The organism is Mesorhizobium sp. Ca11 (assembly GCF_020165275.1).
GTDB lineage: Bacteria > Pseudomonadota > Alphaproteobacteria > Rhizobiales > Rhizobiaceae > Mesorhizobium.
On record NZ_JAIUHU010000007.1, the window covers coordinates 179,855 to 195,744 of the forward strand.

Annotated in this window: 13 protein-coding genes; 7 read left to right on the top strand and 6 right to left on the bottom strand. The window is 60.3% G+C overall.

All coding sequences use genetic code 11. From position 1 onward, the window contains the following. Positions 1–25: 25 nt before the first annotated feature. From LB538_RS14915 to LB538_RS14935, 5 genes are all read right to left on the bottom strand, one after another. Positions 26–1,093 carry a cyclic nucleotide-gated potassium channel gene (locus LB538_RS14915; RefSeq protein WP_224523919.1) on the bottom strand — a complete coding sequence of 356 codons (1,068 nt, stop codon included), beginning with the start codon at positions 1,091–1,093 and terminating at the stop codon, positions 26–28. A gap of 65 nt (positions 1,094–1,158) precedes the next feature. Beyond that, positions 1,159–2,223, bottom strand: a complete 1,065-nt coding sequence (locus tag LB538_RS14920) for an adenylate/guanylate cyclase domain-containing protein (RefSeq protein ID WP_095765775.1) — start codon at positions 2,221–2,223, stop codon at positions 1,159–1,161. A gap of 3 nt (positions 2,224–2,226) precedes the next feature. Beyond that, a complete protein-coding gene (locus LB538_RS14925) occupies positions 2,227–2,721 on the bottom strand; it encodes a Rab family GTPase (protein ID WP_095765774.1) in 495 nt (164 codons plus the stop codon). A gap of 13 nt (positions 2,722–2,734) precedes the next feature. After that, on the bottom strand, positions 2,735–5,782 hold the full coding sequence (locus tag LB538_RS14930; protein WP_224523645.1) for an OmpA family protein: 3,048 nt from the start codon (positions 5,780–5,782) through the stop codon (positions 2,735–2,737). Between the two features lie 7 nt (positions 5,783–5,789). Next, complete coding sequence (locus LB538_RS14935; RefSeq protein WP_095765772.1) at positions 5,790–6,455, bottom strand: hypothetical protein; 666 nt, start codon at positions 6,453–6,455, stop codon at positions 5,790–5,792. 45 nt (positions 6,456–6,500) lie between these two features. On the opposite strand from LB538_RS14935, the gene LB538_RS14940 reads away from it, so the two are divergent. The 4 genes from LB538_RS14940 (at position 6,501) to LB538_RS14955 (ending at position 10,611) form a co-directional block, all read left to right on the top strand. Next, the gene (locus tag LB538_RS14940; protein WP_224523648.1) at positions 6,501–6,827 is read left to right on the top strand and encodes a hypothetical protein; all 327 of its coding nucleotides are present in this window, start codon (positions 6,501–6,503) and stop codon (positions 6,825–6,827) included. A gap of 160 nt (positions 6,828–6,987) precedes the next feature. Then, a complete protein-coding gene (locus LB538_RS14945) occupies positions 6,988–8,202 on the top strand; it encodes a glycosyltransferase family protein (protein WP_095765770.1) in 1,215 nt (404 codons plus the stop codon). Position 8,203: 1 nt separating this feature from the next. Then, positions 8,204–9,448 carry a glycosyltransferase gene (locus LB538_RS14950; protein WP_224523651.1) on the top strand — a complete coding sequence of 415 codons (1,245 nt, stop codon included), beginning with the start codon at positions 8,204–8,206 and terminating at the stop codon, positions 9,446–9,448. Then, on the top strand, positions 9,445–10,611 hold the full coding sequence (locus LB538_RS14955; RefSeq protein WP_224523655.1) for a glycosyltransferase family protein: 1,167 nt from the start codon (positions 9,445–9,447) through the stop codon (positions 10,609–10,611). The genes LB538_RS14950 and LB538_RS14955 overlap by 4 nt, the downstream gene beginning before the upstream one ends. A gap of 105 nt (positions 10,612–10,716) precedes the next feature. Here LB538_RS14955 and LB538_RS14960 read toward each other — a convergent pair whose 3' ends face one another. Continuing rightward, a complete protein-coding gene (locus tag LB538_RS14960; protein ID WP_411909021.1) occupies positions 10,717–11,391 on the bottom strand; it encodes a class I SAM-dependent methyltransferase in 675 nt (224 codons plus the stop codon). A gap of 159 nt (positions 11,392–11,550) precedes the next feature. On the opposite strand from LB538_RS14960, the gene LB538_RS14965 reads away from it, so the two are divergent. The 3 genes from LB538_RS14965 to LB538_RS14975 all read left to right on the top strand — a co-directional run bounded on the left by LB538_RS14965 (position 11,551) and on the right by LB538_RS14975 (position 15,890). Beyond that, positions 11,551–14,265: an ABC transporter transmembrane domain-containing protein gene (locus tag LB538_RS14965; RefSeq protein WP_095765768.1), complete on the top strand. Its 2,715-nt coding sequence runs from the start codon at positions 11,551–11,553 to the stop codon at positions 14,263–14,265. A gap of 187 nt (positions 14,266–14,452) precedes the next feature. Next, a complete protein-coding gene (locus LB538_RS14970) occupies positions 14,453–14,902 on the top strand; it encodes a cyclic nucleotide-binding domain-containing protein (RefSeq protein WP_095765767.1) in 450 nt (149 codons plus the stop codon). Between the two features lie 133 nt (positions 14,903–15,035). After that, positions 15,036–15,890: an MBL fold metallo-hydrolase gene (locus LB538_RS14975; protein WP_140846255.1), complete on the top strand. Its 855-nt coding sequence runs from the start codon at positions 15,036–15,038 to the stop codon at positions 15,888–15,890.

Genomic DNA, 15,890 nt, shown 5'->3' on the forward strand with positions numbered 1-15,890 from the left:
CCCGCAGTTGCACCTCGTAGTACCGTCAAGGCATCGGCGCCGCGCCGCGCCGCTCGAGCGCGGTCTTGCGGATGATTTCCGCGATCTCCGGGCTGCTGCCGCACAGCATCTGGAAATCCGACGAGTGCAGCGATAGCAGTGAGACCGCCGTTGCGGCGCTGACGGTCGCCATACGCGGTTCGCCGCTGATCAGCGCCATCTCGCCGAAGAAGGCGCCAGGGCCAAGCTCCACCGGATTCGGTGTTGCGACGCTGACGCGCCCCTCCACGACGAAGAACATCTGGTCACCGCTCTCGCCATTGCGGCAGATCACGGCGCCCGCCGGCACGGTGCGAGGTCTTAACGCGCGCACGATCTCGACCAGCACGGCCGGTCCGAGCTTCTGAAACAACGGCACGGCGGCGACCAATTGCCAATTACGGACAAAGTCCCCGCGACGGACTTCTTGATAGAAGCCGGTGGCAAGAATGCCTGCCCAGAGGGCGAAGATGCCGATGCCACTCATCATGACAGCCCCAGCAAGGACACGGCCAGCGAAGCTTTGCGGAATAGCGTCGCCATAGCCGGTGGTGGACAGCGTGACCACCGCCCACCACATTGCCTGGGGGATGCTGCCGAACTTTTCCGGTTGGATATCGCGCTCGATGACATAGCCCGCGAGAGCGACACCGAACAGAACGACGCCGAAGAGCGTGGTAACGCCGATCAGGTTGCGCGCTTCGTTGGCCAGCACCCTGCCCAGCACCGGGAAGAAAGTCGAGTCGCGCAGCGGTTTCAGGAGCCAGACAGCACAGTAGAGGCTCCGGTCGGGCGTGCCAACGAGCAGAAATGCGGCGAGTGGAACCAAGACCGCGAGCACATCGATGGCGATTGCCGGCGTCCTGTCCCTAGCGTCTACCGCCTGGCGCTTGAGCAGCGTCGCGGCCATTTGCAGGAGATAGGCGCCCCAAATGACAGCGAGCACCACAGCCAGAGCCAGCCTGCTTCGTCCGGACATGTCCGGTATCGTGAGCCCAGCCACGGCCAGAAGCCCAGGCGCAGCCAGCACCGCGTTGAGCGGCGCGTAAATTCTTACAAAAGGCAGTACCGACATTTCTATGCCCGCGAGTGGCTGCTGCCCTCCAAAATAGGATGCCTTCGAGGCAAGCGTAAAGGTGCCTAGAGCCGCCACATTCGCACGCGACCTGTGCCACGCAATTCCGTTTCCCCGAGCGGCTCGCAAGCAAATTCCGGCCCAAGCAATTGATGAGTCGCATCCGAAATACGGATTTCATCGGGCTCTGCGGCTTTTTGAATGCGCGCGGCGAGATTGACGGTGTCGCCCCACAGGTCATAGACGAACCGCCTTTTGCCGATGACGCCCGCGACGATTGGCCCTGAGTGAATTCCAATTCTAAGGCTTAGCGGTTCTCCTGCGAAGCGCTCGCACCTGGCCGCCTCCCGCAGCTCGAGCGCATAATGTGCAAGGGCGTGCGCGTGATCTGGTCGCGCGACGGGCAGGCCAGCGACCGCCATGACGCAATCGCCGATGGTCTTGATCTTTTCGCAGCCATGCTGTTCCGAGAGCAGATCCGCAGCCCTGAAGAAGTAATTCAAGATAGCGAGCGTCGTCGTGGCTCCGACGCTCCGCGCTCTTTCCGTAAAACCGACGATGTCGGCAAAGAGCACACTGACCTCCGCGTGGTTGTCTGCAATTTGCTCGTCCGCCTTCAGCCGCTCCGCGATCGAGGCCGGAAGAATGTTAAGGAGCAGGGATTCGGCGCGCCGGTACTCGCGCGACAAACCCTCCTGGCTCTCCCTCAATGCCTCATTCGTCGATTGCAGCTTCGCATTGAGTTGACGCTCCCTCTCCTGCAGAAGCGTCATTTCGTATGCCTTCTGCTGAAGCCGCTGCTGGTGGTCGCGTTCGGGCGTGGCGTCGAGAAAGACCAGCCACACCGAGTCGCCATCGCCAAAGAAGTGAAGGTCCGCGACATGCCCGCCGGGCAGTTCCATCATGGGCATATGGAATGGAAGCTCGGGGCAAGGCAGCAGCCCTTCCATGAATTCAAGCTGCTGGGCAACGGACTCGCCGAGGCGAAGCGACGAGAGCCCGTAAAAGTCGAGATTGCCGCCCTTGGCTTCTATGCATTGCCGGGTATCGATCATCAGATAAGCTGCGAAGCGCTCATTCGAGAAGAAGTCGTATATCCAGCTTCTGACTTCTTTCGGCAAACTGGACATGGTCTAGTTGGCGACCATCGAAGCAAGCTGACGAAACGCATCGTCGACATGTTCGCCCGAAAGCGCGCTCGTCAGATAGATCTGCCATCCACGTTGCTTGAGTTCGTCGATCTCGCCCTCCGGTACCGCCCACCGATCAGTCAGGTCGGACTTGTTGAACAGCAATATGAACGGCATGGCGCCGAATTCGGCCTCGCACCGTTCGCGCAGCGTGAGCGCCACCGCAAGAGTGGCTGGCCGGGTTCCATCGGCGACCAGCACGAGCCCGGTCGCGCCTCGCACATAGCTGACGCGGAACGAGCCGATATCGTCTTCGCCGGCCAGATCCCACAAGATCAGGTCCACTGTCTTGTCCGGAAACGCGACGCTCTTCTTGTCGATCTTGACGCCGACCGTGGTCAGGTAGTTTTCCGAGAAGATGCTTTGGACGAACCTGCGCACCAAGCTGGTCTTGCCGACGGCGAACCCGCCCAACATGCAGATCTTTTTTTGCAGCATCCTGGGCTCCGCGCTACTCTAGGTTCACCGTAATCGAAACCCGGCGATTGGTGGAGTTCCCAGTTCGGCTATTTTCATTTTCGGGCACCGCCGGCTCGAAGGTGCCGGCGCCCCGAACCTGCAGGAGTTCCGGAGCGACGCCGCGCTTGTTGAGAAGCGCGCGAACTGTCTCGGCGCGGGCGGCGCTGATCGACGCGTTGGCCGTCTCGCGACCCGTTATGTCCGAATGGCCTGTCAACATGAACCGCGCCGTCACGCCTGCCTTGTGGGCATTTTCTGCGAATTCCTTCAGCTGATTAGCCAGTCTGTCGAGCACCGGCGTCTGCTCCGGTCCCGGGACAACTCTACCGGAAGAGAAGAAAATATCGGTCGTCTGGATGGCCTCTCTCAACTGATTAAGCTCTGCAAGGTTTAGCTCGCTCAGCTGCGAGACATCCAGAACCACTCCGTCCGCCGAAAGTTGGTCGGCGGCGGCCCGCGCTCGGCTGATCCAGCCGGCAGGTGCCTCGCCCACAACGACGATGCGACCCTGGACGATCGAAAGCCGAACCGATTTCGGCGGGGACAGCGACGCCGTCAGCCGCTTCACCACGAACTTCGGATCAAGACTCTGATAGAATTGCCACTGTGAATGAACGCGAGCGGGATCGACCTGTGTTCCGGACAGCAGAGCTTTTGGGTCGACGGCAAGAGGATCTCTCAGACCGGAAATGTAGAAATCTCCGCCCCTCGCCGATTGCTGAGCGACGATGATTCCCGGTTCAGCCTCAAGTCGCGACACATAATACTGCCAATGCTCCGCCGCGCGTGCATCGGGGCTCACATCACGAACCTTGGAGATGTCGAACTCCGGCCCGCCTTCTGAAAGCTGTCTTGCCGCTGCGCGCGCCCGATCTATCCAGGTGTCGGGAGCCTCACCCTCGGCAACGATGCGACCTTTGACGATTGAAAGTCGCACTTTATCCATCGGATACAGCGACGCCGTTAGCCGCTTCAAGACGAACTGCGGCTCAAGGCTCTGATAGAATTGCCAGCTGGCATGAACGCGCGCGGGATCGACCTGCGTCCCGGACAGCAGCGACTGCGGGTCGACGGCAAGCGGGTCTCTCAGGCCGGCAATATAGAATTGGCCATCGCGCACATTCTGTTGGGCGACGATGATGCCGGGCTGCGCCTCCAGGCGCGACACATAGGCCTGCCAGCGCTCCTCGGGGCTCACATCACGGACCCCGGAAATGTCGAAGACCGGGCCGCCGGCTGAAAGCTGCTGGGCGGCCGCGCGCGCCCGGTTGATCCACGCGGTGGTGGCTACACCCGCGGCAACGATGCGATCATTGACGACTGAAAGTCGCACCGAATCCGGCGGAGCAAGCGAGGCCGTCAGCCGTTTAAGCACGAACTGCGGCTCAAGGCTCTGGTAGAATTGCCAGCTTGCATGAACACGCGCGGGATCGACCTGCGTTCCCGCCAACAGCGACCTTGGGTCGGCGGCAAGCGGGTCTCTCAGACCTGTAATGTAGAATTGGCCGTCGCGCACGTTGTGATCGGCGACGATGATGCCAGGCTGGGTCTCCAGTTGCGACACGTAGGCCTGCCAGCGCTCCTCGGTGCTCACATCGCTGACCCCGGAAATGTCGAAGACCGGGCCGCCTGCCGAAAGCTGCTGGGCAGCGGCCCGCGCCCGGTCGATCCACGTGGTGGTCGCCTCGCCCTCGGCGACGATGCGACCATCGACGACCGAGAGTCGTACCGAATCCGGCGGCGCCAGCGACGCCGACAGCCGCTTCAGCACGAATTCCGGCTCGAGGCTCTGATAGAAGTGCCAGTTTGAATGAACGCGGGCGGGATCGACCTTCGTTCCCGGCAGCAGCGACTGTGGGTCCGCGGCGAGCGGGTCTCTCAGGCCGGCGACATAGAACTCGCCGCCACGGATTTTTTGGTCCGAAACGACGATACCCGGTTGGGCTGCCAGCCGCGACAGGTAGGTCTGCCAGCGGTGTGCGGATTGCCAGGACAGAAAGAACCAGCCGCCCCCCACGATCAATGCCAGCAGGACCGCCGTCACCACCAGCCACGGAAATCCCTCTTTCGTATCCATGTGCTGCAGCTCGACGCAGGTCTGCAACTGCGTCTCCACGCCGGGCAACTGGGAACTATCGCCGTCGAACCGCTCCAGGGCTCGCGAGGATTCTTGATGGATGCGAAGCAGTACGTCGCGGATGGCTTCATGCAGTTCCTCCGGAGGATTTCCCCGGATCACCGCAACCAGGGTCGCAAACTGTCCGACTTCCGACCAGAGGCGAAGTTCCCCAAACCGGATGGTGTCGAGGCCGCTGTTTTCCTTCTCTTTGAAAGAGTCCTTCACAAAATCCTGGATGGCGCTCAGCATCGAGGAAATCAGTTGAGGGTCTTCGCTGGTTGCGTCTTGGGATGTTACATGCGCAATCAGGAGCCCAGAAGCGCGACTGATGAGAAAGACATGTTCCACGCGATAGATAAGAGAATGCTTGAGAACAACTGCCGAGAAGCTTGTCCCCGTTCGCCAGGCTTCAAACCTCCACTTCAACCCATGCCAAGTGAATATATGCCTCAGAGACTCATTCAACGACTGGAAGGTCTGGTCGATCTTTTCGCCGATCGACTTGCGAATGGCCGGCAGAAAAACCGGATACAATATATCGGTCAGCGTGTTCGGGTTCTTTTGGATGGACCGCTGCGCGGCTCTCTCGACGGCCGGGGCAAGGGCCTCGCCGAGTTGCGCATGGGACGCGCGCGCCGTTGCTTCGGGCAGAACGTTTCCCACCGCGGCGGCAAGCTGCTCGGGTTCGTCGAGCAGGTGCGTAACGCGTGACAGCTCCGAGATCTCGCCGCCGACGAGCAGTTGGCGGAGCCTTTCAAGCCGATGATCGGCGGCCGGAACGCCTTCGTAAAGGGCACGGTTGTCCGGATCGACGTTCCGGGCAATTTCCACCAAAAGGCGGGCCAAAGCCTCGCGATCAATACCGGTATCGTTCGAAGCTTGTCTTTGAGATAGGCTGATTGGTTCGACGCTCGACGTCAAGTTCCGATCAACTCACTTTCCAGCCACGCTCCGAATTGCCCTTGCTGCCGACGGGATCCTGGTTGAGACATTTCGCGACCTCGACGAACAGGCCGGCCAGAAGATTCCGGTCAGTCTTGACGTTGCTTAGATCGGAAAAGATCTTCTCCATCAGCATTTGAGCGCTTTCGTTCTTCTGCTTGATTTCCTCGCGCAGCAAATGGTCGCTTCTGCTCATCCGATCCGCGAATTCGCGCTCGAGCTCGCTCAATTGGTCCGACAAGGCGCGCACCTGCTTTTCGAGCGCCTGGTTTTGATCGCGAAGATTGCGGTCGATCTCCTTGTCGGCCTCGGCGCGCGCATCCTTTTCGTTGCGCAACTGCGTCGCCAGCGAGTCGACCTGCTTCTTGGCATTCGACTCGTAGGTTTCAAGATTGCGCTTGGTTTCGGACTCGACATCCTTGAAGCGTTGCAGGAACCGCTCTTCAAGCTTGGAGAAACGGCGGTCGTAGTCCTGCATCTGATTGCCGAACAAAAGATCGCGTATCTTGTCGACACCTGGAGCATCACCGCCGGCCCCGCCCTCGCGAGCCTGGGAGGCCATGAAGTTCAGCCCGTTTCCCTCTGCATTACCTATCAGATTTGCGTCCGCTTTACTTGCCGAAGAAGCGGCACTCGAAGATTCCTTCGCCATTTCTGTGCCCCAATTACCCACTGCAACATTAGAAGATGGTAAATTATGTCAGACAAATACCAAGCCCGCAAGACGGAATCCGTTGGTTTGACCCAGCCGAACGCCACGTCACCGACGTGGCAATGGAAGTTGGAGCGATTCCATCTTAAAAGCGGCCGCGACTTATCAGCGATCAAGCCGGCAGGCGCGGGGTCGTCAAAGCAGTGTGACGGTCCGCAATCTCTGCGCTCACGGGCGTTCAACCGCAAGGCGATCAACCGCGTAACGACGGCGGCAGCGCTCAGGGCCGGCAGCCAAAGATGGAAAATCGGGGATGATCAATACCAGCGAATGGTGCAGGTTCTTCATGATCCGTGGCAAGCGGGCAACTGAGCGGGTGCGGCTCCCGCTTCAGCATATGGGCCCCTTGAGGAATACAAATTGAAAATTTTGCCCTCATGTTTCACAACAGGTCGGTGGGCTCGCGAGGGTGGTTTCGAATCCAGCGGGTCGTCCCCGGTTCTCAACGCGAGAATTCTGAAAGACGTTCAATATGACGCAGCACGTACAAGACGCTCGAATTCTCATGTATAGCCACGACACGTTCGGGCTCGGCCACTTGCAGCGCTGCCGGACGATCGCGCATTCGCTGGTCGAGGATTTCCGCGGACTTCAGGTGCTGATCATTTCAGGCGCGCCTATCGCCGGCGCCTTCGACTATCGCGCCCGTGTCGACTTCGTGAAGATCCCCAGCGTCATCAAGTTGCGCAACGGCGAATACACCTCGCTGGAAAAGGATATCGATCTGCATGAGACGCTCAGGATGCGGCAGTCGATCATCCGCCACACAGCCGAGACCTTCCGGCCGGAAATCTTCATCGTCGACAAGGAACCGCTCGGCCTGCGCGGTGAGATCGAGGACACGCTGTCCTACCTCAAGACGCGAGGTACCACGCTCGTGCTTGGCCTGCGCGAGGTGATGGATGCGCCGCATCTGCTCGAAGCAGAGTGGGCACGCAGGGATGTGATGCGCAAGATAGGCCTGTTCTACGACAAGGTCTGGGCCTATGGCCCGCCGGATTTCTACGATCCGTTGACCGGCTTGGATGTGCCGCCGGCTGTCAGGGCAAAGATGCGGTTCGTCGGCTTCCTGCAACGGAGCCTGCAGCGGAACGAGTTGCCCGGCCACCGGCCCGAGGGCGAGTATATCCTCGTTACCACGGGGGGCGGCGGTGACGGCGCGGAACTGATCCACGACGTCATCGATGCCTATCAGCAGGACCCGCAATTGCAGCATAGGGCGCTGATCGTGCTTGGGCCTTACATGCCGGCGCGCAAGCGCAACAAGCTGCTCAAGAAGGGGTCCAAGATCCCCTGCGTCAAGATGATCGAGTTCGACAACCGCATGGAAGACCTGATTGCCGGCGCCAAGGCGGTAGTGGCAATGGGTGGTTACAACACCTATTGCGAGATACTGTCTTTCGACAAGCCGGCGCTGATCGTGCCGCGCGTCGAGCCCCGCCAGGAACAACTGATCCGAGCTCGGCGCGCAGCCGAACTCGGCCTCATCGAGATGCTTTTGCCGGACGAAGCCAAGGATTCCCAGCGGTTTGCCGATGCACTGGTGGCGCTACCGGACCGGCCCCGCCCATCCCAGAGCAATCCGCATCTGAGGCTGGAAGGGCTGCCTCATATTTCCGAAATCGTTGCAGAACTGCTCGATCGGCGGGCCAGCCCTCACCTTTCGGTCATTGAGGGAATGAGCTGAGTTGCAACGTCGCAAGATCGTCGTGGTTCTGAAGGGCTATCCGCGGCTGTCGGAAACCTTCATCGCGCAGGAACTGCTCGGTCTGGAGCGCGCGGGATTCGACCTGATACTCGTCGCGCTCAGGCGGCCGACCGACGCAAAACGCCACCCCGTGCATGATGAGATCAAAGCGCCCGTCCATTATCTGCCGGAATATCTGCATCACGAGCCGCTGCGCGTGGTTCGCTCGCTGTTTGCCTATCTGCTGCGGCCGGGGTTCTGGCGCGCGCTCGGATCGCTGGCTGCCGATATCCCCCGCGACTTTACGCGCAATCGCGTGCGCCGCTTCGGGCAAGCGCTCGTGCTGGCGGCCGAATGGCCGCAAGACGCGGGATGGCTGCATGCACATTTCGCGCACACGCCGGCCTCGGTGACGCGCTATGCCAGCCTGCTTCGTAGTCTGCCCTGGAGCTGCTCAGCCCATGCCAAGGACATCTGGACTTCGGCGGACTGGGATCTGGCCGGCAAGCTTTCCTCGGCGCGCTGGACGGTCACTTGCACGAAAACCGGCTTCGACCGTCTGAACGAACTCGCCAATGGCAACTCGTCCGTGCATCTGAGCTACCATGGGCTCGACCTTGATCGCTTCGGCAGTTTCGGCGAGGCGCGAAAACAGCGGGACGGCTCGGCGCCGGACGAACCGGTCATCATTCTGAGCGTCGGGCGCGCCGTTGCAAAGAAAGGTTACGATACCTTGCTGGAGGCCCTTGCCCTCTTGCCTGGCGATTTGGCGTGGCGTTTCGAGCATATCGGCGGCGGCGAGGAACTGGAACGGCTCAAGGCGCTGGCGCAAAAGCTCGGACTGGATGGACGCGTCTCCTGGAAGGGCGCGCTTGCGCAAGAGGAGGTGCTTGAGCACTACCGGTTCGCCGACATCTTCGCCCTGGCCTGCAGGATCACCGCAAATGGCGACCGGGACGGTCTGCCGAATGTCCTGGTGGAGGCGGCCAGCCAGCGGCTTGCCTGCGTGTCGACCGATATTTCCGGCGTGCCGGAGCTTTTGTCGCCGGATGAAACCGGGCTGCTGGTTCCGACGGAAAACCCAATTGCCCTGGCAGAGGCGCTGGAGCGCCTGATCCGTGATCCCGTGCTTCGCGCCCGCCTCGGCGACGCCGCGGAGCAGTGCGTGCGCTGCAATTTCGACCATATGGCTAGCATTGGACAGCTCAAGGAACTGTTCGAGCGGGAGTGGCGGGCCGCCGAATGAAGCGACTGCGCGCTTTCTTCTATGTCCAGCACCTCCTCGGTATCGGCCATCTCGCGCGCGCCAGCCGCATTGCGGCGGCGCTGGTCGATGACGGGTTTGACGTAACCGTGGTGACTGGCGGAGCGTCGATCGCGGGGTTTCCAGGACTGGGTGTAAAATCTGTGTCCCTGCCACCCGTCACCTCCGGTGATGAAGGATTTTCCGGACTTGTCGACCTGCAGGGCAAACCCATCGACGATGATTTCAAGAAACGGCGTTCAGGAATGCTGCTGCAGGCATTCCTGGATTGCAGGCCTGATATCGTCATTGTCGAGGCGTTTCCATTTGGACGCCGGCAGATGCGTTTCGAACTCTTGCCGCTGATCGAGGCCATCGACGCGACGTCGCCCAGGCCGCTACTGGTGACGTCCGTCCGTGATATCCTTCAGGAGCGCGTCAAGCCGGGCCGAAATGAGGAAACGGTCGATCTCATCAACAGGCATTTCGACCTTGTCATGGTCCACGGCGATCCGGCTTTCGCAACCATCGACAAGACATTTCCGCTGGCTGGGGCAATCAGGGCCGAGGTCACCTACACAGGGCTCGTTGCCGCGCCGCCATCGCCCGCGGCCACCGAGCGCTTCGACATTCTGGTGTCGGTTGGCGGCGGGGCTGCCGGAACGGGCCTTGTCGGTTCCACCATCGCAGCGGCGCGGAATGCCAACAATGGCTGGAAATGGTGTTTGATCACCGGCCCCAACCTGCCGAAAGACGAGTTTGACGCGATCGCACGCGATGCCACACCGGGCCTGTCCATCTTCCGCTTCCGCGAGGATTTTGCCAGCTTGCTGACCGGCGCCCGCCTGTCGGTCTCGCAGGCGGGTTACAACACGGTCTGCGATGTCCTCCGCGCGGGTTGTCGCTCCCTTCTCGTGCCGTTTGCAGCCGGCGGGGAAACCGAACAAACAGTTCGCGCCCTGATGCTCGAAGAACTCGGGCTTGCAACGGTGCTGATGGAAAAGGACCTGACGCCTGAAGGTTTGGCGCAGGCGATCGAACAGGCGCTTGTGGCACCGAGGCCGTCCGCGCATCGTCTCGATCTGGAAGGGGCGCGTCACTCGGCGCAAATCCTGTGCGAGCGGCATCGAACACGGTCCCTAAAATGGGGCCCGGTCTCGGAATAGGACATGATCAAGCAGATGGCGGGGCCTAAAGCGCGTCGCGCTGAACCGGATTCAGGCGCCGCGCTTTAAGTCTTTGTTTTGATGCATGTCGTTGTCCTAAATGCATCAAACAGTTCCAATTAGCATGAAGCGCGAATAATTTTTTGTCGGTAGTTCGCCAGAGAATCGTATCTCCCGCAGCGCCGCCATTGCTTCGAGAGCTGCAAGTGAAGCCACGCAGTTGATGTGCGTCGGCTCGCTGAAATAGTCATTTGATTGCAGCAGTACATTCGTGCCCCGCGGAAGCAGGGCAAGCCAGGCACGCAGATCGGCTATGTGCTCGCAGCTCGTATTGACTATCAGATCGGACGGCCCGGCCGCATAGTCGAGTGCGTACATATCTGCTGTTAGCGCCCGGAACCGGCCGCCGGCTTCCCGGTTGAGGGTCCGGGCAACTGGCGCGACTTCGGGATCGATGTCGATGCTATCGACTGCCGCAATATCGAAGCGGGGGTCGTTGAAAAGCATTGCCGGCAATATGCCGTACCATCCGCCCAGAACCCATATGCGCCCGAAGCGCCCGCCGCAGCTTTCGAACAGCCTGTCAAGCGCCCACATCTTGCAGGCCACCTGCTTGTGGTTGAAGGCGTTGGCGATGTCGGCCTTCGGATGTTTGGCGATGACGCGCGCCAGCCCTGCCACGAGAGGGTGGTTGACATAGGCAGCAATTCCCCGCGTGAGGTCCAAGGCCTGCTCGTGCCCGTCCATGCCGGCATTGCGCGGTTGCGTGACATCCATCATATTCGCCTTGTACGTTGGGATTTCGGGCGACACAACGCAATCTTGCCCCGCCAAGCCGCCTCGCAGGCTTCGAACATGTCGCCGGTGATGATTGCCGATGCGCCGTCCACCAGCTGATGCTTTTACTTTGTTCTTTAAACTGAAGGTCCACAGTCGCATATGGAACCCAGCCTGGCTCGCTATATCTGGACGCACACCAAGAAGCAGCAGCTCTGGATATTGGTTATCGTCTTGCTTTCGATGATCCCGTATTTCATGTCCTTTGACCTGCCGAAGTTGATTGTCAACGGCCCGATCCAAGGTCGCGGCTTCGAGCAGCCGGGCGCGACCCAGCCATTCATGAGGCTACACTATAACCTGCCGTTCATCGGAGAGGTCCAGTTCTTTCCTGGCTTTCAGCTCGACCGCACGACGACGCTGCTTGCCCTGAGCCTTGTGTTCCTCCTGCTGGTCATCATCAACGGCCTGTTCAAATTCTACATCAACACCTACAAGGGCCGCCTCGGTGAACGGATGCTGCGCCGTATCCGCTTCGAACTGGTCGATCGTGTGCTGCGGTTTCCGCCGCGTTATTTCAAGCGCGTGAAATCCGCCGAGGTGGCAACCATGGTGAAGGACGAGGTGGAGCCGCTGGGCGGTTTCATCGGCGATGCTTTCCTGCAGCCGGTGCTGCTCGGCGGCCAGGCGGTGACGGCCATGCTGTTCATCGTGGTCCAGAACTTCTGGCTCGGAATGATCGCCGCCGTGATCGTCTTGATCCAGATCGTGCTGATCCCGCGAATGCGGCGGCGGCTGATCGTGCTCGGGCGCAAACGGCAGTTGACGGCGCGCGCGCTATCGGGCCGCGTCGGCGAAATCGTCGACGGCATCGGCGCGGTTCACGTCCATGATACGTCAAACTACGAGCGCGCCGACATAGCTGCCCGGCTCGGGCTCATCTTCAAGATCCGCTTCGATCTTTACCAATGGAAATTCATGGTGAAGTTCCTCAACAATTTTCTCGCGCAGATCACGCCCTTTCTGTTCTACATGGTCGGCGGGTATCTGGTCATTCGGGGGCGGCTGGACGTCGGTCAGCTCGTGGCCGTGATCGGCGCCTACAAGGACCTGCCCGGACCGATGAAGGAACTGATCGACTGGGATCAGGACCGGCAGGATGTCCAGGTCAAATACCAGCAGGTCGTCGAACAATTCACCGTCGAGGGTCTCATTGCGCCGCGAATCGGGGCACTGACGATCGACGATCCCGGTCCGATGACCAACCCCCTGTCGGCGATCGGTCTGTCCATGGCAGACGATGGCGGTGCAATGCTCCTCGACCGTATCTCTCTCCAGGTCAAGCCGGGGGAGACGGTGGCGCTGGTCAGCACCTCAACAGGTGGAGCGGAGGCGCTTGCAGAGGCCTTCGCGCGGCTGAACTGGCCGGAAAGCGGAAGGGTCGCTTCGGGTGCCGACGACCTGCTTGAACTCCCCGAAGCAGTGACCGGCCGGCGCATGTCCTATGCCTCGTCGGATGTTTTCCTGTTCCAGGCAAGCCTCCGCGACAATCTGCTCTACGGGTTGAAGCATGCGCCGCTGACGTCGGTGACTTATGACGGTGCCGCGGCGGACCAGCACCGCTGGAACATCCACGAGGCGCGCCGATCAGGCAACCCGGACCTTGATATCCACAGCGACTGGATCGACTATGCTTCCGTCGGCGCTACCGGCCCGCACGACCTCTTTGAAGCCGTGCGCCAGGTGCTCGACGCGGTTCTTCTGTCGCGCGACATTTTGGATCTAGGCTTGCGTTCTTCGGCCGACCTCACGCGTCACACGGAACTTGCCGGGCGGATCGTCGAATTGCGTGCGGCGCTGCGAACCCGGCTGGAACACGAAGGATTGAGCGGACTGGTGGTTCCTTTCGAACCGGGCGCCTACAATAAGGAAGCAACGATCGGCCAGAACCTGCTCTTCGGCGCTGCCGCCGGCCCGGAGCTGGCCGACAGGGCTCTGGCGGCCAATCCTTATTTCGCGTCGGTGCTGATGCAAGCCGGCCTCGATCGCATGCTCTACGAAATGGGCATGGATATCGCCAAACAAGCGATCGAGCTGTTTGCCGACCTGCCGCCCGATCACCAGTTCTTCCAGCAGCTCGCCTTCATGAGCGCCGAGGAGATACCAGCCTACGAAACCTTGCTGCAACGGCTCAAGAACCGTCCCTACGAGACGGTCTCGGAGAACGACCGCGCCATGATCGTCACCCTGAGCTTTGCCTATATCGAGCCCCGGCATCGCTTCGGCCTGCTCAGCGACGAATTGATGAACAAGATCGTCGCCGCACGCAACCAGTTCTATGAAGACCTGCCGCCCGAGCTGCAAAACGCCGTCGAACGCTACGATCCTGCCAAATACATTGCTGCGGCTACTGTCATGGACAATGTCCTGTTCGGGCGTCTGGGCAGCAACCATCCCGATGCGCCGGACCGCATACGCTCCATTGTCTATGATATTCTTGATGAACTGGGGCTTTATGCCGAACTGCTGGATGTCGGCTTGGACTTCAACGTCGGCGCCGGCGGCAGGCGGTTGACCAGTGGACAGCGACAGAAGCTCGATGTTGCCCGGGCCCTGCTCAAGCGTCCCGATTTTCTCATTTTCAACCGGCCGCTGTCGGCGCTCGACCAGCGCGTACAAGAAAAGGTGCTGCAAAACGTGCTCGAGGAAGCCAGACGCGACGGCCGTTCGCCGGCAATTGTGTGGGTCGTGACGAATCCGGCAATGGCGATGATGTTCGATCGCGTTGTCGTCTTCGACTCGGGTCGTTTGGTGGAAGACGGACCACACGAGACGCTTTTGGCGGGGAGCGGTATTTTCAAGGAACTGCTGTCATAGAGCCCGGACATTCAGATGGGATCGTTCCGCCGATGGGAACTTGCTGCAAGCTCAAGAGATTAAGGTTTCCAACTGATCAGGCCGCCACGTTCGCGCGGTTCGTCCCGCTATCCGCAAGCAGAATTGATTCCATCTGGATGTCGGTTGTTCTAGTCTGGCAGACGTGAATTTTGGGAGGTTTGCGACAATGCTGCTCAAGGATGAGGTCGGAATGCTGCAACGCGTTCCCTTGTTCTCTGGCATCGAGCCGGCAAAGCTCAAGCTGCTTGCGTTCACATCTGATCGCGTAAGCTACAGCGCCGGCCAGATCCTTTTCCGGCAGGGCGACGAGGGAGACGCCGCCTATGTCATCCTTTCAGGCAAGGCCGATATTCTGGTCGATTCCGAGAGCGGACCGATAAAAGTTGCCGAACTGCTGCCAAATTCGATCGTTGGCGAGATCGCCATATTGTGCAACAGCTCCCGCACGGCCACCGTCAGAGCCGCAAGTCCGGTGGAAGCCTTGAGAATTCGCAAGGATCATTTCCTGAGGCTTATGAAGGAGTTCCCGGAAATGACCGTCGAGATGGTTCGGGTTCTCGCCGATCGCCTAAGCCATACGACCGCGGATCTGATCGACGCACGAAGCGCCAAATAACGAATGATTTGCGCCGATCCTTGCCGTCGTGATGGCACTGACCTCTCATGGACAAGGTCATCAGGAGGAAAACCTGTCTCGCCTAGCAGCAGTTGTTTGGCTACGATGGCCTAGGGGACTATGAAGGGCTTGCATGGACGACGACGTTTTCCTGGTCAGGTTTTGGGGCGTCCGCGGCAGCATTTCGGTATCGGGGCCAGACTTCTCCCGCTATGGCGGCAACACGATCTGCATTGAGATGCGATGCGGCAAGCATACGCTTCTGTTCGACGCCGGCTCCGGCTTGCGGCCTGCCGGCTGGGCGCTTCGGGCGTCGGGCGTGACCGATTTCGACCTGTTTTTCACCCACTGCCATTATGACCACATCATCGGGCTGCCGGCATTTAAGCCGATCTATGACCGCAGCGTCAAAGTCAGGCTTTGGTCCGGGCATCTTGCAGGACGCATGACGACCCGACAGATGGTCGATGAGTTCATGCGGCCGCCTTGGTTTCCGGTGAGACTGGACGTCTGCAAGGCAAGCCTCGACTATTGCGATTTCGTGTCAGGAGACGTGCTTCGGCCGCGTGAAGGGGTGGTGATCCGAACCGGCAGTCTCACCCATCCCGGTGGCTGTATAGGCTATCGGGTCGAATGGGGTGGCCGCGTCGTGGCGGTGATCACAGACACCGAACATGAGTCGGGTAAACTCGATCAGGCGGTGCTCGGCCTAATCGAAGATGCCGACCTCGTCATTTACGATTGCGCCTACACCGAGGAGGAAATGGAACGCTACCGCGGGAACGGGCACTCGACATGGCAACAGGGGGTCAAGCTCTGCGAGGCGGCCCGTGCGCGGGAGCTTGCGCTGGTTCACCACGATCCGGCGCGCACCGACGAGGAACTGGACGAGATCGAGAAACTGGCCAAGAACAGGTTTGCCGGCTCTTTTGCCGCGCGGGATGGTCAGACGCTCGAATTTCCAGTCTTATCGCACAAAGCGGGCTGA

Excerpts from the sequence above, each read along its gene's own strand:
- LB538_RS14925 (WP_095765774.1), bottom strand. The coding sequence starts at position 2,721 with ATGCTGCAAAAAAAGATCTGCATGTTGGGCGGGTTCGCCGTCGGCAAG.
- LB538_RS14975 (WP_140846255.1), top strand. The coding sequence starts at position 15,036 with ATGGACGACGACGTTTTCCTGGTCAGGTTTTGGGGCGTCCGCGGCAGC.
- LB538_RS14940 (WP_224523648.1), top strand. The coding sequence starts at position 6,501 with ATGTCAGACAAATACCAAGCCCGCAAGACGGAATCCGTTGGTTTGACC.
- LB538_RS14915 (WP_224523919.1), bottom strand. The coding sequence starts at position 1,093 with ATGTCGGTACTGCCTTTTGTAAGAATTTACGCGCCGCTCAACGCGGTG.
- LB538_RS14935 (WP_095765772.1), bottom strand. The coding sequence starts at position 6,455 with ATGGCGAAGGAATCTTCGAGTGCCGCTTCTTCGGCAAGTAAAGCGGAC.
- LB538_RS14970 (WP_095765767.1), top strand. The coding sequence starts at position 14,453 with ATGCTGCTCAAGGATGAGGTCGGAATGCTGCAACGCGTTCCCTTGTTC.
- LB538_RS14920 (WP_095765775.1), bottom strand. The coding sequence starts at position 2,223 with ATGTCCAGTTTGCCGAAAGAAGTCAGAAGCTGGATATACGACTTCTTC.
- LB538_RS14965 (WP_095765768.1), top strand. The coding sequence starts at position 11,551 with ATGGAACCCAGCCTGGCTCGCTATATCTGGACGCACACCAAGAAGCAG.
- LB538_RS14945 (WP_095765770.1), top strand. The coding sequence starts at position 6,988 with ATGACGCAGCACGTACAAGACGCTCGAATTCTCATGTATAGCCACGAC.
- LB538_RS14955 (WP_224523655.1), top strand. The coding sequence starts at position 9,445 with ATGAAGCGACTGCGCGCTTTCTTCTATGTCCAGCACCTCCTCGGTATC.
- LB538_RS14960 (WP_411909021.1), bottom strand. The coding sequence starts at position 11,391 with ATGATGGATGTCACGCAACCGCGCAATGCCGGCATGGACGGGCACGAG.